This is a genomic window from Aminobacterium sp., assembly GCF_034926885.1.
GTDB lineage: Bacteria > Synergistota > Synergistia > Synergistales > Aminobacteriaceae > Aminobacterium.
Window position 1 is genome coordinate 42090 of record NZ_JAYFQR010000012.1, and the last position, 24696, is coordinate 66785.

The following is a 24696-nucleotide window of genomic DNA, read 5'->3' on the forward strand; positions in this document are numbered from 1 at the left end:
GCTTTTTCTTTTTTTGATACTCGTTACAATAAAAAAATATTGAGTCAAAGGAAGATGTCAGTAATGAAAAAAAAGGTACTCATTATTTTGGTTTGTTTTGTAGGCATTTTTTTGTCGTTCATGTACTTTGTAGAGAAGAAGGAAGAAACTCTTTCTTTGTCTTCCGGCCCTGCTGGATCTGAGATACTGATGTCTCGTGTAGATAAAGCTCTAACCTTAGCGGATATAGTCATATCAGCGGGGGAATCTAACTTGAGTTCTCTTGATGATGAAGCTCGCCAAGATGTACAATCAATAATTAAGGAAGTGCAAAAAAAACGTCAGGAGCTTTTAGATGTGCGCATAAAAATATCTCCAGATTCCAACAATGAAATACTTCAAAAATTAGAGGAAAAGGTAGGTGCTCTTGAAACAGAACTGGAACCGCTTGTTCGTTGACTTTTGAAAAGGAGGTATTGGATTTGGAGCAAAAAATACTTGAAATTGCTCAAAGGACAAATGCAGTTTTGAAACAATATATGGCTATTCAAAATGAGCTCTTTAAACCTTCCCTTCGGAAAATGATCCGCCTTCCAGGAATTTATAAACCCATTGATTATTCCGGCAACTGTCAAAAACTTGAAGAAATCATATCTGAACTTGAGTGTATTAAAACATCTATACGGGATATTTCTCCAGACAATAAAACTGAAGATGGAAATTTTCTTATTCTTCAAAGAGCATATATAACAGGAATGCTTAAAGCTGTTGTCTGTGTCAAAGAGATTGCTGAAAAGCTTTATCAAAGAAGTACTGGTCATAAGGATTACACCCAGAAAGATTACAAGGAAGATATTGAAGTTTTTAAAAAGGCAGAACTTGAGTTTTTAGAAATAGGGTTGAAATTGAATGAAATGATTTATAAAAAATAGTTTAATGCATTCCAATTTTAAGTATATTGTATATTTCTAAGTTTTGTCTTGACACGAAATTAGCTTTTCTATATCCTTTTAGGTGTACAGGTTGTATATAACTTGTATGCAAGCTTTTTAAAACCATTGAGGGGGAAATCTCATGGTAAGGATGAAAAAAAAGGATATAGCGTATGAAGAAATAAAAAAGTTGATTCTCGATAAAGAGTATATGAAGTCCTATGATATTTCTGAAAACTCCCTTGCTGAAAAATTGAACATGAGTCGTACTCCTATCAGAGAAGCGTTACAACGCCTTCAGATGGAAGGTTTCATAGAAATTTTCCCTAACAGGGGCATTGTATTGCGAGATGTGACTCTTCTTGAAGCTAACGAAATATTTGATTTGCGTATGGCCATAGAAGAATTTGTCATAAAAAATGTTTTTCCTCTTTTAACAGATGAACATTTCAAGGAAATTGATCGAAATTTGTCATATCAGAAACTGGCAATGGAAAAAGACGACGTGGCAGAATATCTTAACTATGATCGTGATTTCCATGATTACTTCTTACATGTTTATTCCAACTCACTTATTATTTCTACCTCAAAACGAGTGCAAGATCGGTTTTTTTCTGTAGGTGTAAATGTTTTAAAAGGTCCAGGAACAGTTGAACGCTCATTTCGCCAACATTGCGATATTGTAGATGCCCTTCGCAAAAATGATCCGGTAATGGCGGCAGAAGCAATGCATTTACATATGCTTACAGGTAAAAAAAATTTGATGTCATAACCTCCTTATCTTTAGTTCCTTTATTTTTTACTGAAGCTCACACTCTCTTTATACAAATATAAGGTATACATTTCAAGATATGTACATAAAAAACAAAAGACAGTATGTTTTAACTAAATTAATATAATCAGTTTAATTTGTAAAAGTTAAGAGGAGGGTTCCGTATGTGTGCAAAAGCGGTTCGGAGAGAACCTACTATTCCCATCGGTGACTTTGACAAAGAGACCCTTCATTTTTTCTTCGAAACGATGGTAAAAATCCGTCACTTTGAGGAAAAAGTTGAAGAGTTCTTTTTTGCAGGAGAGATACCAGGTTTTGTACATTTGTATATCGGAGAAGAGGCCGTTGCTACTGGGGTTATGGCTAATCTTAGAAAAACGGATTACATTCAAAGCACCCATAGAGGCCATGGACATACAATAGCCAAAGGTGCCGACCTGAATCGAATGATGGCTGAGATTTTTGGTAAAAAAACAGGTTATTGCAAAGGTAAGGGCGGTTCTATGCATATTGCAGATTTCAGTGTGGGTATGCTTGGCGCAAATGGCATTGTAGGTGGCGGTTTTACTCTTGCGACAGGTGCAGCTTTAGCTCAAAAAATGCAAAAAACAGATGGTGTTTCAGTTGTCTTTTTTGGAGATGGAGCATCGAACCGGGGGACATTCCACGAAGCAGCCAATATGGCGGCAGTCTGGAAGCTCCCGGTTCTTTTTGTCTGTGAAAATAACCAATGGGCCTCGACAACACCTTATAGAACAACTACTTCAGTTGAAGATATTGCTGATCGTGCACAAGGATACGATATGCCTGGAATTATTGTTGATGGCAACGATGTCTTTGCTGTATATGAAGCAGCTAAAGAACTTATAGAAAGAGCCCGCAAAGGAGAGGGGCCTGCCTTGCTTGAAGCAAAAACTTATCGCATCAAAGGTCACTTTGTTGGGGATCCTGAAAAGTATAGAACCAAAGAAGAGGTTCAGAAAGTTTTTGATGAAACAGATCCCATCCCTTGTTTTAAGGGAAAAGCAATTAAAGCTGGTGTCATGTCCGAAGAAGATTTTATTTCTCTTGAAGAAGCTGTTAAACAGGCAATCGAGGAAGCAGTTGATTTTGCTCGAAAATCCCCAGAGCCAGATGCTTCTGAACTTTTCGAAGATCTATATGTATAAGGCGGTGGATGACAATGAAAAACATTAGTTTTTCTCAAGCAACTTTGGAAGCTATGGATGAGGAAATGACCCGCGATGAAACCGTCTTTGTCATGGGCGAAGATATTGTCAGACAAGGGGGTATTTTTGGTCAGTTTAAAGGACTCCCTGCCAAGTTCGGTGCGGATCGTGTAAGAGATACTCCCATCACCGAAACAGCCATTGTTGGTGCTGCTGTAGGAGCCGCTCTTGCCGGCATGAGACCGATAGCAGACATGCACTTTGCAGACTTTATTGGCGTGTGTATGGATGAGGTCTTTAATCAGATGGCCAAGGTTCACTATATGTTTGGCGGCCAAAAGACCCTTCCAATGGTTCTTCGTGCACCAGACGGCTTAATAAACCAGGCGGCAGCTCAGCATTCGCAGAGTGTTGAGGCGTGGTTTCAGCATATTCCCGGACTAAAGGTTGTTATTCCATCTAATCCAGCTGACGCCAAGGGACTTTTGAAGTCTGCCATACGTGATGATAATCCTGTTATTTATTTTGAGCATAAGGCTCTTTTCAGTATGAAAGGAGACGTTCCTGAAGAGGAATATTTTACTCCTATCGGGAAAGCTAAAGTTGTAAAAGAGGGGACCGATGTGACTCTCGTTTCATATTCCTTAACAATGAATCTGGCTATTCAAGCGGCTTCGAAACTTGAGAAGGAAGGAATAAGCGTAGAGTTGATTGATCTTAGAACTATTTCACCTATAGATAAAGATACCATTTTGAATTCAGTAGCAAAAACCAGTCGTCTTGCCATAGCTCATGAGGCTGTAAAGCAGGGAGGAGTAGGGGGAGAAATTGCAGCTATTGTCGCGGAGGAAGGTATTGATTATCTTGATGCTCCAATAGTTCGTATTGGTGCTCCCTTTACGCCAATTGCTTTTGCTCGTCCATTGGAACAGGCTTACCGAATTACAGCAGACAAAATATGCGAAGCTGTTAAGAGAATGATGTAAGGAGAAGTATTGTGCAAGCTCTTTCTACAGGTTTATCTCAAATGATAGTGGCTCGTTTTGGTCCGGAGGAAGATATCTTTGAATCTTTGGAAGCCCTTTGCCGTGAAAAGAATATCGAATCAGGAAGTATTTGCACCATGATTGGCAGTCTTGAGAGTGCCACATTAGTTTGTGTAACAGAAGATTCCCCAGGGGGACAGGCTCATTACCTTGATCCGGTAGAAATTATTGGTCCTCTTGAATTTGTAGGTGCACAGGGAATTATTGGGAAAAACGAAGAGGGAGAATTGTCTATTCATCTACATGGAGTAGTGGCGGGTGAAGATATGCACCCCCTGGCGGGGCATATTGTTGATTCTGGACATAATAAGGTTTTAGCTACAGTTGAAGTTGTGATCAATGTTTTTTCCGATGTACAGATGTTGCGTTCTTTCGATGAGGAAACGAGATTTACTCTTTTTAAAGTTACTTCAAAGAACAATAAGTGATTGTTGTACTAGAAACAATAAGGCTAACTAGATATTAGCAGGGGGTGAAATAACCGAAAAAGGGGAAAAATGTGGTAGCGGTACAGGTTACAGAATTGAGGAATACCCATTACATCTCTAACAGGAGGGAAAAGAATGCGTAAACTGATTGCTGTTGTAACCTTGGTGGTTTTGATTTGTGGGCTTTCCATTCCTGCTCTTGCAGCTTATAAAGACGAATACAAAATGAGTGTTAACGTAGCAGCACAGAGTGCCTGGGGAAAGGGCGCAGGAAAATTTGCCGATCTCGTTGCTGAGAAATCAGGTGGAAAGATCAATGTTAAGGTTTACTATTCTGCACAGCTTATGGCTGGGAAACAGACTTCTGAGTTTATGATTGTTCGAAATGGAGCAGCTGATTTTGCTCTCTCTTCTACAATTAACTGGTCGCCTCAGGCAACAGAGTTAAACTTGTTTGCTCTTCCTTTCTTTATTTCAAGTCAGCCCGATCCCTATAAAGCTCTTGATGCAATAGAGGCGGGAAAAGCAGGTAAGATAATTTCTGATGCTCTTCAGAAAAAAGGAGTTACTGTTCTTGGATGGGGAGAAAATGGTTTCCGGGAGCTTACAAATGGCATTAAACCTATCGTAACCCCTGATGATATGGCTGGAATGAAAATACGCGTAGTAGGAAGCCCTCTCTATCTCGATATTTTCAAGGCTCTGGGTGCTAACCCCATCAATATGAACTGGGGAGAAGCAGTAACAGCATTCCAGCAGGGCGTTGTCGATGGTCAGGAGAACCCCGTTAACTCAGTTATCCTTCCTTATAAAGTATTTGAATTTCATAAATACCTTACAGATTGGCACTATGTTGTCGACCCACTTATGTACGCTGTAAACAATAAGATATGGTCATCTTTTAGCCCCGAAGATCAGAAAATGCTTATGGAGTGTGTTGAAGAGGCTTCCAAATATCAAAAGGCCCTTGCTCGGGTTGGTCTTGACGATGGCTCTTCAATAGCTTATCTCAAAGAAACGGGTGAACTTCCAGAGGTTACCGAACCATATAAATACCTTGAAGAGCAAGGTATGACCATAACGAAGTTAAGTGCCGATCAGGTTAATGTCTTTGTTGAGAAGACAAAATCTGTTTTCGATACATGGAAAGATAAGATTGGTAAAGATTTGGTAGAAGCCGCTGAACAGGATATGGCAACTGTAAAGTAACTGCTACGGTTTCAGAGTGAAAATGGCGGAGGAGGAAGACCCTTTTCCTCCTCTTTTTCGAAAAAGGAAGGGATTGTTGGCCTTATGCTGAAAAAAGTATGGAATCACTTTGAAGAGCTCGTTGGAGCGGCAATGTTGATGATTATGGTCAGCATAGCTTTTATCAATGTTGTCACTCGCTATTTTATAAAATACCCCCTCTCTTTTACTGAGGAAATTGAAGTCAACCTCTTTGTATGGCTTGTTATGTTGGGAACGTCTATGGCCTTTAAACAAGGAGCCAATTTAAGCATGACCTTCATATACGAAAGGTTGGCTCCAAAAGCGCGAAAAGTTTGTTTTATATGCTCCACAGCAGCAACCATTATGTTTTTCGCAGTTCTGGCTTATTACGGATATATTGAAGTTTTGGATGAGATTGCACTGGACGTAACCACAGAATCACTGGATATACCAGTCTGGATATATACCATAGCTACACCAATTTTTTCTGTGCTTATTATTGTACGTCTTTTACAGCATTCCATTCAAACATTCAGAAATCATCAGGTTTAAGGGGGGCTTATCATGTCTGAAATATTTAAAGACCCCGCATTATGGGCACTTATCATTTTTATAATACCTCTTTTATTGAGATTCCCTATAGCTGTTGCTCTTGGAGGGGCAGCTCTCTTCGTTTCATGGTTCTGGGGATTAGGGCATCAAATGATTTCCTACAATTTTTATGCAGGTATTGCAAAGTTCCCTCTTTTGGCTATTCCCTTCTTTATATTGGCAGGCGTCATTATGGAGAAAGCAGGGATTGCCGGACGAATAATTAATCTCATTAAGGAATTGGTCGGTTCTGTTACAGGCGGACTCGCCATTGCAACGGTTGGCGTTGCTACTTTCTGGGGGGCGGTAAGCGGTTCTGGTCCGGCAACAGTGGCAGCTCTTGGTCTGATTCTTATCCCAGGTATGGCTGCAGCCGGATATGATAAAGCATTTTCAGCTGCTGTTGTGTCAGTTTCTTCTGGTTTAGCTATAGTTATTCCACCGAGCATAGCATTTATTGTATATGGCGTTGTTACAGAGACATCTGTAAGTGCTCTTTTTGCCGCAGGAGTTTTCCCGGGAATTGTCGTTGCTCTGTTTATGATGCTTTTTGTCTACTTAATCAGTAAAAAACATGGCTATCGTGGTGAGGCAAGAGGAGGCAGAAAAGCTCTTGTGAGAGCATTTAAAGAATCACTATGGGGATTGTTGACTCCTGTAATTATTCTCGGCGGTATTTATGGGGGTATCTTTACTCCTACAGAAGCTGCTGCAGTGGCTGTCTTTTACGGTCTTTTTGTGGGAGTGTTCATTTATAAAACCATAACTCGTCGGGTTATGTACGATATTCTTGTCTCAAGTGTAATTTCAACAGCTGTTGTTATGATTGTTGTAACATGTGCAGGGTTATTTTCATGGGTTGGCGCCACTGTTGGTCTTATAGATAAAGCTGCCAATTTTCTCTTGACCCTTTCTGATAATCCACTGGTTATATTACTTCTCATCAACGTTATTTTGCTTTTAGCCGGAATGGTACTTGACGCTATTTCTATTTACTACGTTTTTTTGCCCATACTTATTCCTATTATGAGCCACTTCGGCTGGGACCCTATATGGTTTGGTGTTGTTATGACTGTCAATCTGGCTATTGGACAGGTTACTCCTCCTGTTGCCGTTAACCTGTACGTGGGAGCTAATATAAGTAATCTCACTATAGAAGAAATAAGCAAGCCGGCTATGCCCCTTGTCTTCGCCTCTATATTGGCCCTTATCGTCATTATGCTTTTCCCGTCACTTTCTACGTTCTTACCTAAGGCTTTTAATCTTTATTAAATAAGTTGGAAGGAGGTTTATTATGGCTACATTGGTTACAATGCCTAAATTGGGACTCACTATGAACAGTGGCTCTGTATCAGAATGGAAGAAGAAGGAAGGAGACGCTGTTGGTAAAGGTGAGATTCTGTTTGTAGCAGCAACAGATAAACTGACATTTGATGTAGAAGCTCCAGAAGAAGGCGTTTTATTGGCAACTCTTGTGGCACTAAATGAAGATGTAAAAGTGGGAGCGCCCTTGGCTGTGATTGGCGAAGAGGGAGAAGATTATATGTCTCTTCTCGGTGAAGTAGAGTCACAAAAGCCTCAGGAGACTCGGCAAGAAAATTCTTCCTCTTTTGATGTACATGCTGAGCAGGAAAAAAAGAGCGAGACAAAAGGTTTTATCAAAGCATCTCCTCTGGCGAAAAAAACGGCAAAAGATTTTGGAGTGGATATTTCTCTTGTAGAAGGAACCGGTCCGGAAGGTCGTATCGTTAAAAAAGACGTTATTGCCTTTGTTCAAAGTGTGTCTGTTTCTTCAAAAGTAAAGGCATCTCCTGTTGCAGAGCGTATGGCTGCCGATTTGGGAGTCAACCTTATCGACATAGAGAAGCAGGGACGTATTATGAAAGAAGATGTTATTTTTGCTTCTCAAGGCAAAACCGCAGCTTCTACTCCTGCTCGCTATGTTTTTCCCGCTGAAGATCGCCGTATTCCTTTAACAAATATGAGGAAGGTTATTGGAGAGAGAATGCTTCTTTCTACTACAACCATACCTACAGTGACCTACAACATGGAAGTGGATTTTTCTGCTCTTATTTCTTTAAGAAAGAATATAAAAGAAGCAGCTTTAAAACAAGATGTAAAAATTTCCTACAATCATATTTTAATGAAAATATGTGCCCAGGTCCTCACCGAATATCCTATGGCGAATGCGAGTCTTGATGGCCAGGAAATTATTCTACATGGCAATGTCAATATAGGTTTGGCAGTTGCTGTAGAGGGCGGTCTTGTCGTTCCCAACGTGAAGGCTGTTCAGGCAAAGTCTCTGTTGCAAATTGCTTCCGAAACAGATGATATGGTAGCTCGAACTCGAGAAAATCAGCTGGAACTTGAAGAGATGCAAGGTGGAACCTTTACTATTTCGAATTTGGGAATGTTCGGAATGCATAGCTTTACGCCAATTGTAAATCCTCCAGAGGCATGCATTTTGGCTGTGAATGCTATTGTTGATCGACCAATGGTGATAGACGGAGAAATTCAGGTTCGTCCTATTTCTATGTTATGTCTTACAGCTGATCATCGTCTCGTAGATGGTGCAGATGCAGCTAAATTTTTGGTCAGAGTTAAAGAACTTATAGAAAATCCCTACCTGCTGCTTTTGTAGGTACCAAGAGGAGGTTTGCAGCAGATTATGGCACATACAATAACAATGCCGAAACTGGGCTTAACGATGAATGAAGGAACAATTTCTGACGGGAAAAAACGTATAGTTGTTATAGGGGGTGGCCCGGGGGGCTATGTAGCCGCTATACGAGCTGCGCAATTGGGAGCTCATGTTACTGTTATTGAAAAAAAACGCCTTGGCGGAGTATGCCTAAATATTGGGTGTATTCCCACCAAAGTTTTGTTGCACACCGTTGAGCTATATACGGCCATTAAGGCAGGAGCTTCGTTGGGACTTATAGCTGACAATGTATCTGTTGATTGGAATACTTTGATGAAACGAAAAGAAGATGTAGTGAAGCAATTGACAGGCGGAGTTGGCATACTTCTGAAATCCAATGGAGTAGATGTAGTGGAAGGCGAGGCTGCTTTTGTTTCTCCAAGTGCAGTCCGTGTACAGTTAAATGCAGGTGGGGAAATGGTTGTGGAGGGTGATAATTTTATAGTGGCGACTGGTTCCGAACCTGTTATTCCGCCAATACCAGGTTTTGATCTTCCTGGTGTTATTACAAGCAATGAAGCGCTGAGTCTCGATGAGATTCCAACATCTATGGTCATTGTGGGGGGCGGAGTTATTGGCATGGAATTCGCTTCTATTTTTGCCTCTTTAGGTACAAAAGTGACTGTTGTGGAAATGTTACCTGACGTTCTTCCAAATATTGATGAAGAGCTGGCTCCGATAATAAAAGGGGTTTTAGGGCGTTTAGGTGTGGAATTCTATACATCTTCCAAGGTAACGAAAGTATGGTCAAGCAGTGATAGCCTTTCTGTTAGTGTAGAAAATATTGATGGCTCGTTAACGATTGAAGCAGCCAAAGTCCTCGTTTCTGTGGGTCGCCGCCCCGTAACGGGAAGTCTTGAGCTTGAAAAAGCGGGGGTAAAGACTGAGCGAGGTAGAATTTTAGTAGATAGCCACCTTTGCACAAGTGTAAGTCACATTTATGCAATCGGAGATTGTGCTTCTCCGATTATGCTTGCTCATGTTGCAACTCATGAAGGTCTAGTCGCCGCCGAAAATATAATGGGCGAAACAGTTATCATGAACTACAAAACAGTTCCAAGTGCTATTTACACATCTCCTGAGATTGCATCTGTTGGGCTTACAGAAAAACAAGCTATCGAGAAAGGGTACAAGATAAAAGTAGGACGTTTCCCATTGGTGAATAATGGAAAGTGCGTCATAATGAATGATATCGATGGCTTGGTGAAGTATGTTATAGATGAAAAATACAATGAAATACTCGGGGTTCATATTATAGGTCCGAGAGCGACGGATCTTATTGTGGAAGGCGCATTAGCTCTTCGACTGGAAGCAACAGCAGAAGAAATTATTTCAACGATTCATGCTCATCCCACAGTAGGAGAAGCTTTGGGAGAAGGAGCTTTAGCAGCTCTTAACAGGGCTCTTCATCTTCCTGCTAAAAAATAGCAGAAAAGAAAGAAAAGAGCCGGAGGTAAAGATACATTCTCCGGCTCTTTTTATTGTGTTTTGCTCTAATTTTTATTCTTCTTCCAGGCGGAAGAGAGCATCTTTAAAGCATTCTGTTAAAGTGGGATGGGGGTGAATTGTTCTAGCGACTTCTTTCGCCTTCATCCCTTGAGCTACAGCAAGGGCTGCTTCACCTATGAGAGAAGATGCTTCTGGGCCCATAATATGAACTCCAAGTAAGCGATCATCATCTTTAGATGCTATTACCTTGACAAAACCGTCAGTATGATTCAGAGCTTGTGCCATACCGTTACCCAAGAAATAGGCTCTGGCGACTTTTATGGGAATATTTCGAGCTTCAGCCTCATCTTCGGTTATGCCGGCCACAGCAATTTCGGGATCGCAAAAAACACACCATGGAATATGATCGGGGTTGATAACATACTCTCGACCCAGAATATGTTCCACTGCGCTCAACGCGTGGTATTCAGCAAGATGAGCAAGCATCATTCCACCAGTGACATCTCCTATGGCGTATATTCCAGGAATATTAGTTTGCATATTTTTATCTACCCTGATGCCTTTCCTAGAGTATTCTATAGCGGTTTTTTCTAGCCCGAAACCATCGAGAATAGGAATCATGCTTGACGCCAGAATAAGACGATCACACTGGATATCAACAGGACCTTTAGGTGTAGAGCCATGAAGCTTAATGGATGTTTCTTCCTGAGTTGCCTTTTCCGGCGTAAAATAGTCGATCATCGTAATCTTCATTTTTTTAAGAGATTGGATAAGTTTCTTTTTTATGTCCTTATCAGATCGACGAAGAACCTGGTCGGAATGTTTGAGAATCGTAACGTTTTTCCCCATACGTTTCAGAAGAACTGCAAGCTCAACAGCTATGACGCCGGCTCCTACAACGGCTACGGATTCTACTTCATTGCATTCGGGATATTTCCACAGCTCGGGATAAGTAACAGCGTAATCTCCGGTAATGATGCCGGGAAGCGCCGATCCTTCAAAGTCCATAGAAAGGGAACGTGCTCCTGTTGCTATAATAAGATTTTTCCCTTCGATTTGCCGCAGGCCATCCTTAGTTTCTATAGAAATAATTTTAGTTTCGCCAGTGCTGGTGATTTCACCTGTTCCGCGTATAATTTCGACTCCTGACATTTTCATGAGAGTCGATATGCCATCGTGTAATTTTTCTACAATACGTTCCTTGTAATCCCACATCTCTTCAATGGAACCATGACCGCCCACTATTCTGGCAAAGTAGGTTTTCGTAGGAATACAACCACGATTCAGACAGGTACCGCCAAGACGGCTTTTTTCAATCATTACAACTTTCAGACCACTTTTAGCAGCTAATTCTGCGGCTTTGTTTCCTCCGGGCCCTCCACCTAAAACGATAACATCGTACATGCATCCACCTCCAATGTTACTCCTCTTCTGGAGTCCAACGTAAGACGGGTTTTCGAGCAGCTAGTGTTTCGTCAAGTCGAGAAACCACCGTTTTATAAGGAGCATCTTTAAAGGTTTCCGGATGTTCTTCAGCTTCATTTGCTACGGAAATCATAGCCTGTGTAAAAGCGTCTAGCTCCTCTTTGCTTTCACTCTCTGGAGGCTCTATCATAAGAGCTTCTTCGACAATGAGAGGGAAGTAGACTGTGGGTGGATGGAATCCGTAGTCGATAAGACGTTTAGCTATATCTAAAGTAGAGACTCCGTATTGGTTATGCTGTTTTTTGCCTGAGAGTACGAATTCGTGTTTGCAAATACGATCAAAATCAAGTATGTAGTGCTTTTTCAACAGGGCCTGCACATAGTTTGCGTTAAGAACTGCATTTTCTGCCGCAGATCGAAGACCTTCCGGTCCCATGGTGCGAATGTACGTATATGCCCGTACGAGAACGCCAAAGTTTCCGTAGAAAGAGCGTACTTTACCGATAGATAGCGGACGATCATAATCGAATTCGTATGTATCATCTTTCTTGATAATAAGTGGAGCGGGCAGGAAGGGGACGAGTTTTTCGCACACTCCTACAGGGCCTGCACCAGGGCCGCCACCTCCATGGGGAGTACTGAAGGATTTATGCAGATTAAGGTGAATTACATCAAATCCCATATCACCGGGACGTGTTTTTCCGAGAATGGCATTAGCGTTAGCCCCATCGTAGTACAAAAGTCCGCCGGCGTTATGAATGACATTGGCTATTTCAAGAATCTCTTCCTCAAATAGGCCAAGGGTGTTTGGATTTGTGAGCATAATGCCAGCAATTTCGTCTGACATGAGAGCCTTCAAAGCTTCAAGATCCACATTGCCTCGTTCATTGGATTTTACTTCTACAACTTCAAAGCCAGCAACAGATGAAGATGCTGGGTTTGTACCGTGGGCTGTGTCAGGCACGATCATTTTAGTTCGTTTCGTATCGCTTCTGTTCTCATGATATGCCTTAATGATCATTATTCCGGTGAGCTCTCCATGAGCTCCTGCTGCCGGTTGAAGCGATACTGCTTTCATTCCGGTTATTTCCGCCAGCATTTCAGAGAGTTCATACATGAGAGCCAAAGCTCCTTGAACTGTTGTCGGATCTTGCAATGGATGGATTCCTGTAAATCCAGCCAGCTTTGCCATATCCTCGTTTAATTTCGGGTTATATTTCATCGTGCATGAACCGAGAGGATAGAGGCCTTCATCTACAGCGAAGTTCAGTTGAGAGAGACGAGTAAAGTGACGAACAACATCTACTTCACTTACTTCTGGCAATTCAGCTTTATCTTTTCTGAGCATGCCTTCAGGAATCAGACTCTCCAGCTTCTCGCAAGGCACATCTATTTCAGGAAGAGAGTATCCTTTTCTTCCTGGTACGCTTGTTTCAAAAATAGGAGGCACAAGTCGAATCATGCCTGATCCCCCCTTGCTATTTTGACAAAACGTTGAATCTCTTCCTGCGTACGTTTCTCTGTAACAGCAACGAGCCAGCCATTTTTCAGATCTGGATAGTGACAGGAGAGATCGAAACCGCCGATGATCCCCTCTTTGAAAAGTCGTTTATTTAATAACGTGGGGTCTTCTTCTGATGTGACAACAAATTCTCTGAAGAAGGGGGTATCAAAGGTAGCTTTGAATTTACTCGTCTCAGTAAGAAGTTTTTTCGTGTAGAACGCTTTCTGAAGAGATGTTTCGGCAACCTCTCGCAATCCTTCTTTTCCCATGAGAGTCATATAAATTGTCGCCATAACAAGATTAAGGTTTTGGTTAGAACAGATATTTGATGTTGCTTTCTCACGTCGAATATGTTGTTCTCGTGCCTGAAGTGTGAGGACGTAACCAGTATTGCCATTTCTGTCTACAGTTTGTCCCACAATTCTTCCCGGCATTTTTCGCATGTATTTTTTGGTTACGGCGAAGAATCCAAATCCAGGGCCGCCAAAATTCATAGTATTACCCATAGGTTGCCCGTCACCAATAACTATATCTGCACCATATTTTACTGGAGGTTCCAAAATGGCCAGAGCCATGAGGTCTGTAGCAACAACAAAAAGAGCTCCGGCATTTTTTGTAATTTCTCCTATTGTTTCAAGATCTTCTAGTGTTCCAAAGAAGTTTGGATTTTGAACGATGACAGCCGCTGTTTCTGATGAGAGTTCTTGTTTCAATTCGTCTATGTCGAGGCGTCCGTCTTTAAAACCTATTTCTTTAACAGTTAAATGTTGATAGGGTGCATAGCTTTCGAGAACGATTCTGCTTTCAGGGTGAACAGAACGGGCAACGAGAATTTCATTTCTTTTGGTGGCAGTGCCAGCCATGAATGCAGCTTCTGCCATAGCAGATGCCCCATCGTACATAGAAGCATTCGATACGTCCATACCAGTTAGTTCACATATCATTGTCTGGTATTCGAAAATAGTCTGAAGGGTTCCCTGGCTTACTTCAGGCTGGTAGGGTGTGTAACTTGTTACAAATTCCTGCCGGCTTGCAAGATGATTAACGACAGTAGGAATAAAATGGTCGTATATGCCTGCCCCTAAGAAGAAGGTATATTTATCAGCACTGGCATTTCTGGCAGCCATGGAAGAAATTTCTTTGCTTAGTTCCATCTCGGAAAGAGCAGCAGGAATGTGCAAATCTCGTGACAACAGTATAGACTCCGGAATATCGGCAAAAAGATCTTTAATTGAAGATAGACCGATAGTCTGGAGCATTTCCTTTTGCTGTTTCTCAGTGTTCGGAATATAACGTGCCATGAGTTTATGCCCCCTCTTTTGTTTCGAGGCTGTCACACAGCTTCTCATAAGCCTCCCAGTCAAGTAAATTATCAAGTTCTGATGTATCGGACATTTCAATAATGGTAATCCAGTTGGTGTATGCATCTTCATTAAGGAGTTCAGGAGAATCTTCCAGCTCTGTATTGTTTTCGGTTACAGTACCACTTATGGGAGCGTAGACATCATTGGCTCCTTTTACTGACTCGACAACGCAAAGATCGCTACCTGCAGAATAATCAGAGCCTTCTTCTGGAAGCTCAACGTAAACAATATCGCCCATAGCATGCTGGGCATAGTCGGTTATACCAATACGAGCTTTTCCGTTTTCTACTTTCACCCATTCGTGACTTTCTGTGTACTTAATATCTTTCAATACCTTTGCCATAATTAATTACCTCCTTTTCTCTTTTTAACGTTTGTAATGTTTTTGATAGAAGGGTCTTTTTACTTTTTTAGCTTTCTTTTCTTTCCCGTGAATAACAATAATCATTTCCTCTTCGTTGACGAATGGAGCCTCTACAAGAGCGGATGCAATGCTCTTATCAAGACTTGGAGAGAAGCCTCCAGTTGTTACTCTTCCCACAGTTCTACCCTGAGCTTTCACTTCGTATTGCTCTCTCGGGATTCCTTTATCAATCATTTCAAGGCCAATAATTTTTCGAGGTACGCCATTTTCCTTAAGAGCGGCAAGAGCATTTCGACCGATAAATTGTTTATCCAGCTTTACAAAGAATCCCAGCCCCGCTTCAAGTGGGGTAATATGGGCGGCTAATTCATGACCGTAGAGGGGAAGCCCCGCTTCGAATCTAAGACTGTCTCTGCATCCCAAACCAGCAGGTAAAATTCCAAAATCTTGGCCTGCTTCCATAATGGCATCCCAAACCTTCGCGCCTTCATCCCAAGGAATATAGATTTCGAATCCATCTTCTCCTGTGTATCCAGTTCGTGAAACAAGTGCATTTACACCAGCTACATTGACATTCTCTACAAATCTAAAGAAACCCAGGCTTGCAACATCAAAGTTTGTAATTTTCGTCAGGATTTCTTCTGCTTTAGGTCCCTGCAGAGCCAATTCACTGTATTGGGGAGATAAGTTTTCAACATGCACCCCTTCCGAGACGTGATCATGAAGCCAAAGAACATCTTTTTCAGTATTGGATGCGTTGATCACAAGAAAATAATTTTCTGTAGAAACTTTGTAGACGAGAAGGTCGTCAACTACTCCTCCATTGGGGTAGCACATGAATGTATAAATGACCTGTCCTTCCTCCATGATTGTGATATCGTTGCTCATCATGTTTTGAAGCCAGGCTTCTGCCTTAGGTCCAGTAACTCGTACCTCGCCCATGTGAGAGACGTCAAAAAGGCCGGCTGCAGATCTGACCCTCTTATGTTCTTCGACAATACCTGCTTCATAATGCACAGGTAACTCCCAGCCGCCAAAATCGACCATTTTTCCGCTATGCGCAATATGTTTCTCATAAAATGCTGTTTTCCTCACAATCTCACCTCCGTTTTATGCTTAAAACATGTTTGTCCAGTTATGTTCAAACCAGAATGCTATATCGTGAGCTTCCTGGGGGATAGAATGAGGGAAGCTATTTCGTAATCTTTCTGCAAGAGCCTGTCCATTTAGGGGGACCTCGTGCAGAAGGGGCGCTATGCTTGCAATAAGGTCACCGTCCATAGCATCAGAATAGAGTTGACAGTGAGAGATCATTCCTTCTTTAACGTGGAAACCGAAATCTACGTGTCCCCAATCAAAATGATGTTCCAATTGCACGTCAAAATCAGGAGAATTCCCATAAATCCATTGTTGACTGCTATATTTTTTATAAAGTTTTTGAACGTTATCTTTCAGAGCAAGATCTTTCAGAGAAATAGGAGATCCTTCTCCTCCGTATTCTTTTAGAAATGAGGTAAAAATTGCTTTTTTTATTACATCAATGGAAAGAGATTCATTAAATTCTTTGAGGTTCGCAACACGAGATTTTACGGAGTCTATTCCTTTAGCCTTCAGTTTAGCAGCAGGTGGCTGTAAATATCGAACCATTTTTTCTAAGTCAACGTCAACTAAGATTGTGCCGTGATGATATCGACCGAGTTTACCTTGATAGAAAGCATTCCCTGAAATTTTTCTGCCATGTACTAGAATGTCGTTTCTACCACTGAAAGAGGCGGGGATTCCAATAGATCTGAAGGCGTCAACAAGAACTTTGATATGTCGAATGAAATCGTAACTGAGATGAGAAGCAAGAAATGTAAAGTTTAAATTTCCTAAGTCGTGGTAAACCGCTCCGCCACCAGATAATCGACGAGCTAAAGTCCCTTTTTCTTTTTCCAGAAGGCTAGTACGGCATTCCTTCCATGCATTTTGATTTCGGCCAATAACGACAGTGTGTTCATTTTGCCAGAGGTATAAAATTACATCATGACGAGAGAGCAACGAGAGAAGATGTTCCTCGAAAGCCAAGTTGATCCATGGATCGAAAAAAGGAGATTCTGCGAAAAATGTCTTAACTTTGAGCATGGTGGCACCTCCCGAAACAAAAAGCCTACAATAGACATAAATATGTCCATTGCAGGCTCCGATCCCCTCTAGAGACAATTCATAATAATCATCTTGAAGCCTGGCCGTTGTCCAGATGACTTGTATAATGTCCCTTCGGCGCCTCATTGAGTCTTTTGTGCATATAGAAATAGACTCAACTCGCTTATATTCATTTTGTACCCTACAGTCTATCGAATATTGTTGCAAAGTCAATGGTACAATTTCTAGTAGAAAAATTCAGAAAAAAGAAAAGAGATCGTTCTGTGCTATATTGAATTACAAAACTGTAGAAGTATTTTAGATATCGGCTAAAGGAGGGAGTTTCATGAAACGTAAATTTTTAAGTTTTACATTTCTTGGTATTGCGATTATTGCATTATGCCTATCGCCTCTTCATGCTTTTGCCGCAGATCTTATTATTTATTCAAGTGTTGACGAAGAGAATGCCCGCCATATTTTAGAGACTTTTACAAAAGACACAGGCATAAAGACACAGATGGTATTCTTATCTTCAGGCCCGGCATTAAGCCGTCTTGAAGCGGAAAAGGCAAATCCACAAGCTGACGTATGGTTTGGTGCGCCGAGTGAAAATCATATTGTAGCTAAGGAAAGAGGTCTTACAGAACCCTATCTTTCTCCCCAAGCTACTGACCTTGCTGATAATTTTAAGGATACAGAAGGTTTTTGGCATGCTTTCTATATGAATCCTATTGGTATAGGTGTTCTTCCAGATGCCTTGAAATCTGAAAATCTCCCAATGCCAGAATCCTGGGAAGACTTAAAACACGAAGGGTTCAAGGGGACGATTCAAATGCCATCACCTCAATCTTCAGGAACAGCTTTTGCTATTATGATGACCTTAATAAGTATTTATGGAGAAGATGAGGCTTTTGCCTATATGAAAGCTCTTAATCCCAATATCCAGACATATACACAGAGCGGAACGGGCCCGAGTAAAAATTTAGCCATTAAAGAAGCAAAAGTGGCCATTCAGTTTACTCCTGCATTTCTCAAGCTTGTTGATGAAGGTTTCCCAGCAAAGGTTATTTTCCCCAAAGAGGGAGTAGGGTATGAAGCTGCAGCCTTATCAATTATCAAAGGAGCTAAAAATAAAGAAGGCGCACATAAACTCATTGACTGGATATTATCTAGAAAAGGACAACAATCTCTCAGCGAAAATAAAACATACTTTTTCCCTGTACGAAGTGATGTTACTGCGGGAGAAGGGCTTCCCTCTCTTTCTGAAATAAAACTTATTGATTATGACAGAGAAAAAGCAGCCCAGGAGAAGGGACGTCTTATTGATCGTTGGGTTACAGAGGTTTTAGGACAGTAAACAAAAGGGGCTGGTTCTCCTCAGCCCCCTTTTGTTTAGGAGGATTGTATGTCGTATTTACGTAGAGCAAAGAGAGAACTGCGACTCCTATGGCGTGATCCCCTTCTTGCCCTGTTAGTTGGAGGGGTTGCCTTATCACTTATTCTTTTTGTTCTTTATCCCCTTATTTCAGTGTTGATCAAAAGTTTTCAATCTCAGGAAGGACTTTATTCTTTACAAAACTACCATCGTTTCTTTACTTTTCGCTATTTGCGAAATGCATTAAAAAATAGTCTTCTTGTGGGGACCGCAACAGGATGTGTTGGTGTTTTTATAGGTTATATAGCTGCTTTTACTGTTACCAGAACGACAATTCCAGCGAAGAAATTTTTACACGTGCTCTTCATTTTGCCTATAATTTCGCCTCCTTTTACAAGTTCCCTTGCTATCTTGATGCTCTTCGGAGCAAACGGTCTTATCACCAAGGGTGTTTTAGGTTTAAAAAATTTCAGCATATATGGTTTTAAAGGTGTACTTCTTTCGCAGATTTTTACATTCGCTCCAGTTGCGTATCTAACGTTAAGGGGGGTATTGGAGTCGTTGAATCCAACGTTGGAGGATGCAGCTATGAATGTTGGAGCATCTCGTATGCAAACATTTTGGAAGGTAACGTTACCTCTGAGTCTTCCTGGAATAGCCAGTGCCTTTCTTGTTGTTTTTATTGAATCTCTCGCTGATTTTGGAAATCCTCTCGTTTTGGCAGGGAGCCGTTTCCCCATGCTTTCTACACAGGCGTATCTGGAAATTACGGGGTCATTTAACCTTCCTTTGGGAGCGGCGTTGGCGGTAGTCTTGCTTCTTCCGTCTATTACAGCTTTTGCAATACAGCGCTATTACCTTGAAAAACGACAATATACGACAATAACAGGTAAACCTGTAGCTTCATCGTCAAAGCTTGTTAGCCGAGGTGCTCGAAAAGTTTTGCAATCCTTTGTTGTTGCATTTGCCCTCTTCGTACTCCTTTTTTATGGCACAATCTTTGTTGGCGCAATGATAAATGTGTGGGGATATGACTTTTCTTTGACTGCTAAACATTTTCTCTATGCTTTGAGTGTTGGATTCGAAACGATAAAAGATACGTTGATTGTTGCCCTCTTATCTACACCTATTTCAGGACTTCTCGGTATGCTTATTGCCTTCCTTGTTGTTCGACAGCGTTTCCCTGGAAAGGGTACGATTGAATTTGTTTCTATTTTAAATTTTGCTGTGCCGGGAACAGTTGTGGGTATTGGGTATATTTTGGCCTTCAACAAACCGCCTCTTCTTCTTATCGGAACATTGGCCATTCTCGTGCTTAACTTTATTTTCCGTTATATCCCTGTGGGTATTCAATCAGGAATAGCTGTATTGCGACAGATTGATCCAGCCATAGAGGAGGCTGCTCAGAATCTGGGGGCAGATGGAGTAACTACCTTTAGGAAGATAACTTTGCCTCTTATTGCGCCAGCCTTTTTTTCCGCGCTTGTTTTTGCTTTTGTTCGTGCCATGACAGCTATTAGTTCTGCAATCTTCCTTGTTTCTGCACGATGGAACTTGCTTACAGTTCAGATTCTTAACGAGGTTGGGTCGGGGCGTTTAGGTGTAGCGGCCGCTTTTAGTGTGATTCTTGTCGTAATTGTTCTTTGCGCAATTGTTATTATAAGCCGTCTTGTTTCAGGCAGAGCGGGTGGGATGAAAGCCATAGAGATTTCAAAGGAGCTGTAAGTTCATGGAACTTAATATAAATAATCTAGTTAAAGAATTTGGCAGTTTCGATGATCCATCAAATAGAGTAGTTGCTGTCGATCACGTCAATCTTTCTGTTGGGGAGGGAGAGCTAGTAACTCTATTAGGACCTAGCGGTTGTGGTAAAACAACGTTACTTCGAATGATTGCTGGTTTTGAGGATCCTACTTCTGGCGACGTCTTCTTTGGTGAAGAGAGAGTGAACAATGTGGCCCCCAATCAAAGGAATGCTACTATGGTCTTTCAATCCTATGCTATTTTCCCCCACCTTAACGTCTATGAGAATATTGCTTTTGGTCTTCGCCTTAAAAAGATAAAAGAAAAAGAGATAGAAGAGAAGATGGAACAAGTTATTGATTTAGTGGGGTTAACAGGATTGGAATCTCGGCAACCGAGCCAACTTTCAGGAGGTCAGCAGCAACGGGTCGCTTTAGCACGAGCCATAGTTATGGAACCCGCCCTTCTTCTTTTTGATGAACCTCTTTCTAACCTTGATGCAAAATTGAGAGAACAAATGCGCATAGAAATACGGAATTTGCAAAAAAGACTGGGAATTACAAGTGTGTATGTTACACACGATCAAGCAGAAGCCATGAGCATTTCAGACCGTATTGTCGTTATGAACAAAGGGCGAATAGTGCAGATTGGAACACCTTTTGATCTATATGCGAGGCCGGCAAACTCTTTTGTCGCTGCTTTTATTGGTAAGGTCAATTTTATGCCGGTTCGTATCAAAGACAAGGGGTGTGTACAGATAGGAGGAGCGACCTTACAGGTAACGGAAATGCCATCTGGATGTAGTGTTGATGATACTCTCATTGCAGCATTACGCCCCGAGTCTCTCATAATAGGCCATATCACTGAGGAGAGTAACATTTACGATAGGGGTAGAATTATCCGCAGAACGTTTTTAGGTACAATCATCGAATATGAAATAGAGGTTCACAACGAATATTTCAGTGAAAATCTCATTGTTCATACTGTGAACCCCATGACTCCAGATCTTTTTGAAATAGGCGAAACCGTGTTTATTCGGTGTAAAGAAGAAGCTATTCACATCTTATGTGAAACTCCTGACCTTTCTAACAGCAGATAAACGAGACAATTTCCTCTTTTGGTATAGCTGCAAAATACTTTTCGACAAGAACGGAAGATAGCCTCTCCTTCAGAGCGCTTTCTTCATAGGGACAGTTTAAAAGATGATTTTCCAAAACGTCAATGTTTTCGTCACCAAAGAAATCTCCGAAAAATTGGCAGCCAATGATTGTCCCTTCTTTGATGTTGAAGTAGGCTTCAACCTTCCCTGCATCAAAGCGATGGCTCTTTTTTTCTGTATATTCGGGGGATTTCCCCCAATTCCATTCCCATGTGTTGTATTTGTCTTCCATAAGTTTCTTTATTTTCTTATGATCATCTTGGGTGAGAGGATATGTTTTCACACCTTCTTTTTTATCCATTTGATCTAGAATTGCGTTTCGAAATGTTTCTATGGTTATTTTACGGGGAAGCCACGGAAGGATATTTGTCACACGGCTTCGAACAGATTTTGCAGCCTTAGAAATAAATTTGTCTTCTGAAACATTCAGCGCTTGAGAGAGAACATCAAGATCTGAGTTGAAAAGAAGTGTTCCATGATGGAGTAGTCTTTTTTTATCCATATGTTGTGCATTCCCTGAGAATTTTTTCCCGTCGATTGAGAGATCATTTCGGCTATTGAACTCAGCTTTTACGCCAAGGCTTTGCAATACATCAATAATTGGTTGCGTATGTTTTTGAAAATCAAAGGGATTCTCGGAATCGTTAGGAACGGCAAAAGTATAATTGAGGTTACCAAGATCATGATACACAGCTCCACCTCCTGTAATACGTCGAACAATGTTAACATTATTCTCTTTTACAAAAGGAGCGTTTATTTCTCCTGCCGTGTTTTGGAATCGTCCTACAATGATAGATGGCTCATTACGCCAAAGAAGAATAAATTTTTCTTGACATGTAGATAGTAGAGAATATACGTATTCTTCAAATGCTAAATTGTAACGGGGGTTGACACTATTATTCTCAATATAATACATTCCTATACCTCCATAGACTAATAAAGTGCTTATAAAGCCTGACCTTTATTGACTTTATTCGAGTGGGGCATGAAGTGACGCATAGCGGTTGATAAGAGTCTGTAATTGAAATGAATATTCTGTGAGGTTGGCAATACGCGCGATTGCTTCTGCAAACTTAAGGCCCTGTATAACAAAACAGTCAGGTTGAGTTGGAAAAGGCATGGTGTAGTGCTCTTCTTGTGGCTTAAAGTATTGATTCTTGTAAGCTTTAAATGAAACGAGTTCTGGTTCTGAACTCCACACGCGCATGAAAATTCCATACAGTTCGAGACAGTCACTAAGGGAGTAATGTCCCATCTCTGCCGGTATACTTTCTTCTATTTCTCTGACGATAATTGGCGTTTTAAGTCGAGAAATAGTTTTCATCTTCGCTTCGTTTAAACGTGGCCATTTGTAAAGTTTTGCGTTGCGCGGATTAGGAATGGCGCACCAAGTTGTAAGTCCCAACATAGAACACCACCATTTCCACATCTTTACTGCTTCTTTAGGGAGAAAAGAAGTATCGAAGGCCAAGTTATGAACAATAATTCCAGATACATGCCATCTTTTCCAAAAGGAGAGAAGGGCGTTAATGTCTTCAAGAAAATAAAGAGGATAGGATTCTGCCTGCCTAAACCAATGAATTCTTTCCACAGTTAATCCATGAATTTTTTCTGTAGCCATGTCAGGAGTTTCGGTAGGAAAGTAGAATCGGTTGAAAATATCTCGAATATACCCTCTATCATCAAAAACTATGGAAGAGGCTGAAACAACAGAACTACCCTTTAACCCGTTTGTCTCAAGGTCGAATACTGCAAAGTTCATTTATCGATTCTCCTTTCTCCAATGTGGAAACTGATTTTAGCACGTATTCTTTTTTGATGTCAGTTCCTCTTTTGCATATAAAAAAGAAATAGTAGAATAAATAAAAATATTTAACTTTTCGAAGAGGAGGAACACCCCATGTATATGAAAAGAAGGGTCCCCCGATTTTTTTTATCTCTTTTGTTTTTATCCGTTTTCCCCTTTGCGATTTTTGCATCTGATCAAGCAAGCAAATATTTTGCGACAGCGATGCGTTTTGCTGAGGCTGGGCAATATCAAAAGGCAGTTTTTACTTTTCAGAGAGCTATTGAAGCCCGTCAAGATTATCCTGAAGCTTATTATAATATGGCTGTAGCTTTAGAAAAGCTTGATAGAACAGATGAGGCAATAGTAGCCTATCAGGAGACAATAAAGCTAAAACCATCTTATTCTGGTGCTTATATAAATTTAGGGAATATATATCTTTTGAGAAAAGAAAATGATAAAGCTACAGACTTATATTCTCAGGGCTTAAAAATTGCTCCTGATTCTTTTGCTTTGACCTATGGTAAAGGGCGCGCTCTTTTTCAGGGAAAAAATATGAAAGAAGCAGAACAGTGGTTTAAAAAGACAACGGAACTTGCCCCCAAATGGGGAGAGGGGTTTTTTATGCTCGGAGTTACTTCTGGCAGACAAAAAAAGTATGATGCGGCATTTAAAGCATATGAAAAAGCTGTAGAACTTGCCCCTTCTCATGCTGAAGCTCATTTTAATCTGGGGGCTTTATGGGGACGAAAAGGGGATCGTGGAAAAGAAATAGCCTACTATCAGAAGGCGATAGAACTTAATCCTCAATTCTATCTAGCATATTATAATCTTGGAACTGCACGAGCTCAGCTTGGAAAAACGGAAGAAGCCATTGATGCCTTTAAAAAAGCTATAGAGATTGAGCCACGTTATTCTTATTCATGGAACAACTTGAGTTCTCTTTATGTTCGTACGAAGCAGTATTCTCTTGCAGAAGAAGCTGCCCAAGAAGCTCTTTCATTAAAAAAACAATTCCCTATGGCTTTAAATAATCTGGGGTTGGCTCGCATTGGTTTAAAAAAGTATTCGGAGGCGGTGAAGGCTTTTGAAGAAGCCATATCATTGGCGCCTCAATATGCAGAACCTCACTTTGGTTTAGGCTTGGTTTGGGCTTTAAAGGGAGAAAAGGAGAAGGCAGTGAATGAAGTTGAAAATCTTAGATCCCTTAACTCTTCACTTGCCGATCAGTTAAAGGCTCTTTTAAATCAGTAGGAGGAAGAGGATGATTTCAAGAAAGGGCATCGTTCTTCTTATTGTGTGTATATGTTTTATAGCGAGTTCGTCAGTGGTATGTGGAGAGACACTGTCGTCACATTCTTCGCAGATAGAAGAGTTTCAGCCAGATCCGATAGCAACCGCCAATGATTTTGTGACGACGTTTTTAGGTTCCTCCCCGCAGGTTTTGGGAATAGCTTCCGATACGTCGGCGCTGGCATCCATTGGGCAGAGTGTTCTCGAAGGCAACTACAAAAAGGCGATGCAACAGGTAGGTGACTTTGCTGCAGGTAAAGCTGTTTCGTCAATTCCCGTT

General features: G+C 41.1%; 24 protein-coding genes. 16 read left to right on the plus strand and 8 right to left on the minus strand.

Annotated elements, in window-relative coordinates:
* Positions 1-63: 63 nt before the first annotated feature.
* From VB083_RS05770 to lpdA, 11 genes are all read left to right on the plus strand, one after another.
* The gene (locus VB083_RS05770; protein WP_213695853.1) at positions 64-438 is read left to right on the plus strand and encodes a hypothetical protein; all 375 of its coding nucleotides are present in this window, start codon (positions 64-66) and stop codon (positions 436-438) included.
* A 23-nt stretch (positions 439-461) separates the two neighbouring features.
* On the plus strand, positions 462-911 hold the full coding sequence (locus VB083_RS05775; protein ID WP_213691653.1) for a hypothetical protein: 450 nt from the start codon (positions 462-464) through the stop codon (positions 909-911).
* A gap of 142 nt (positions 912-1053) precedes the next feature.
* The gene (locus VB083_RS05780) at positions 1054-1683 is read left to right on the plus strand and encodes a GntR family transcriptional regulator (protein WP_213691654.1); all 630 of its coding nucleotides are present in this window, start codon (positions 1054-1056) and stop codon (positions 1681-1683) included.
* A gap of 164 nt (positions 1684-1847) precedes the next feature.
* Positions 1848-2852, plus strand: coding sequence for a pyruvate dehydrogenase (acetyl-transferring) E1 component subunit alpha (gene pdhA, locus VB083_RS05785; protein WP_213691655.1), 1005 nt, complete (start codon positions 1848-1850; stop codon positions 2850-2852).
* Between the two features lie 8 nt (positions 2853-2860).
* Positions 2861-3838 (plus strand): alpha-ketoacid dehydrogenase subunit beta, encoded by a 978-nt coding sequence (locus tag VB083_RS05790; protein WP_213691656.1) that lies wholly within the window; start codon positions 2861-2863, stop codon positions 3836-3838.
* 11 nt (positions 3839-3849) lie between these two features.
* Complete coding sequence (locus VB083_RS05795) at positions 3850-4326, plus strand: PPC domain-containing DNA-binding protein (RefSeq protein ID WP_213691657.1); 477 nt, start codon at positions 3850-3852, stop codon at positions 4324-4326.
* A 135-nt stretch (positions 4327-4461) separates the two neighbouring features.
* Positions 4462-5535: a DctP family TRAP transporter solute-binding subunit gene (locus VB083_RS05800; protein ID WP_213691658.1), complete on the plus strand. Its 1074-nt coding sequence runs from the start codon at positions 4462-4464 to the stop codon at positions 5533-5535.
* 84 nt (positions 5536-5619) lie between these two features.
* Complete coding sequence (locus tag VB083_RS05805; RefSeq protein ID WP_213691659.1) at positions 5620-6090, plus strand: TRAP transporter small permease; 471 nt, start codon at positions 5620-5622, stop codon at positions 6088-6090.
* A gap of 12 nt (positions 6091-6102) precedes the next feature.
* Positions 6103-7401, plus strand: coding sequence for a TRAP transporter large permease (locus tag VB083_RS05810; protein ID WP_213691660.1), 1299 nt, complete (start codon positions 6103-6105; stop codon positions 7399-7401).
* A gap of 22 nt (positions 7402-7423) precedes the next feature.
* Complete coding sequence (locus VB083_RS05815) at positions 7424-8770, plus strand: dihydrolipoamide acetyltransferase family protein (RefSeq protein WP_213699852.1); 1347 nt, start codon at positions 7424-7426, stop codon at positions 8768-8770.
* A 27-nt stretch (positions 8771-8797) separates the two neighbouring features.
* Positions 8798-10258, plus strand: coding sequence for a dihydrolipoyl dehydrogenase (lpdA, locus tag VB083_RS05820; RefSeq protein WP_213691662.1), 1461 nt, complete (start codon positions 8798-8800; stop codon positions 10256-10258).
* Positions 10259-10330: 72 nt separating this feature from the next.
* Here the strand turns inward: lpdA and VB083_RS05825 are convergent, their stop codons facing one another.
* Genes VB083_RS05825 through VB083_RS05850 form a run of 6 tightly spaced genes read right to left on the minus strand, consistent with a single transcriptional unit; the run spans position 10331 to position 17060 of the window.
* Entirely contained in the window at positions 10331-11683 is a 1353-nt protein-coding gene (locus VB083_RS05825) for an NAD(P)/FAD-dependent oxidoreductase (protein ID WP_323401856.1), read from the minus strand.
* 16 nt (positions 11684-11699) lie between these two features.
* Positions 11700-13166 (minus strand): aminomethyl-transferring glycine dehydrogenase subunit GcvPB, encoded by a 1467-nt coding sequence (gene gcvPB / locus VB083_RS05830; RefSeq protein WP_213691664.1) that lies wholly within the window; start codon positions 13164-13166, stop codon positions 11700-11702.
* Positions 13163-14509, minus strand: coding sequence for an aminomethyl-transferring glycine dehydrogenase subunit GcvPA (gcvPA, locus tag VB083_RS05835; protein WP_213691665.1), 1347 nt, complete (start codon positions 14507-14509; stop codon positions 13163-13165). Before gcvPA ends, gcvPB begins: the two co-directional genes overlap by 4 nt.
* Before the next feature lie 4 nt (positions 14510-14513).
* Positions 14514-14915 carry a glycine cleavage system protein GcvH gene (gcvH, locus tag VB083_RS05840; RefSeq protein WP_213691666.1) on the minus strand — a complete coding sequence of 134 codons (402 nt, stop codon included), beginning with the start codon at positions 14913-14915 and terminating at the stop codon, positions 14514-14516.
* A 24-nt stretch (positions 14916-14939) separates the two neighbouring features.
* A complete protein-coding gene (gene gcvT, locus VB083_RS05845; protein ID WP_213691667.1) occupies positions 14940-16031 on the minus strand; it encodes a glycine cleavage system aminomethyltransferase GcvT in 1092 nt (363 codons plus the stop codon).
* 21 nt (positions 16032-16052) lie between these two features.
* Positions 16053-17060, minus strand: a complete 1008-nt coding sequence (locus VB083_RS05850; RefSeq protein WP_213691668.1) for a lipoate--protein ligase — start codon at positions 17058-17060, stop codon at positions 16053-16055.
* Between the two features lie 346 nt (positions 17061-17406).
* On the opposite strand from VB083_RS05850, the gene VB083_RS05855 reads away from it, so the two are divergent.
* The 3 genes from VB083_RS05855 to VB083_RS05865 are packed head-to-tail and all read left to right on the plus strand — an operon-like array spanning position 17407 to position 21277.
* A complete protein-coding gene (locus VB083_RS05855) occupies positions 17407-18417 on the plus strand; it encodes an ABC transporter substrate-binding protein (protein WP_213691669.1) in 1011 nt (336 codons plus the stop codon).
* Between the two features lie 48 nt (positions 18418-18465).
* Positions 18466-20160 (plus strand): ABC transporter permease, encoded by a 1695-nt coding sequence (locus tag VB083_RS05860; RefSeq protein ID WP_213695846.1) that lies wholly within the window; start codon positions 18466-18468, stop codon positions 20158-20160.
* Positions 20161-20164: 4 nt separating this feature from the next.
* Positions 20165-21277, plus strand: coding sequence for an ABC transporter ATP-binding protein (locus VB083_RS05865; protein WP_213691671.1), 1113 nt, complete (start codon positions 20165-20167; stop codon positions 21275-21277).
* Here VB083_RS05865 and VB083_RS05870 read toward each other — a convergent pair.
* Positions 21264-22253, minus strand: a complete 990-nt coding sequence (locus VB083_RS05870) for a lipoate--protein ligase (protein WP_213691672.1) — start codon at positions 22251-22253, stop codon at positions 21264-21266. The two genes, VB083_RS05865 and VB083_RS05870, sit on opposite strands and share 14 nt — an antisense overlap.
* A gap of 54 nt (positions 22254-22307) precedes the next feature.
* The gene (locus tag VB083_RS05875; protein WP_213691673.1) at positions 22308-23099 is read right to left on the minus strand and encodes a hypothetical protein; all 792 of its coding nucleotides are present in this window, start codon (positions 23097-23099) and stop codon (positions 22308-22310) included.
* Between the two features lie 144 nt (positions 23100-23243).
* Here VB083_RS05875 and VB083_RS05880 point away from each other — a divergent pair, with 144 nt between their 5' ends.
* On the plus strand, positions 23244-24377 hold the full coding sequence (locus VB083_RS05880; protein ID WP_213695844.1) for a tetratricopeptide repeat protein: 1134 nt from the start codon (positions 23244-23246) through the stop codon (positions 24375-24377).
* Positions 24378-24387: 10 nt separating this feature from the next.
* Positions 24388-24696: hypothetical protein (locus VB083_RS05885; RefSeq protein ID WP_416242165.1), on the plus strand; the 309-nt coding region annotated here is incomplete at its 3' end.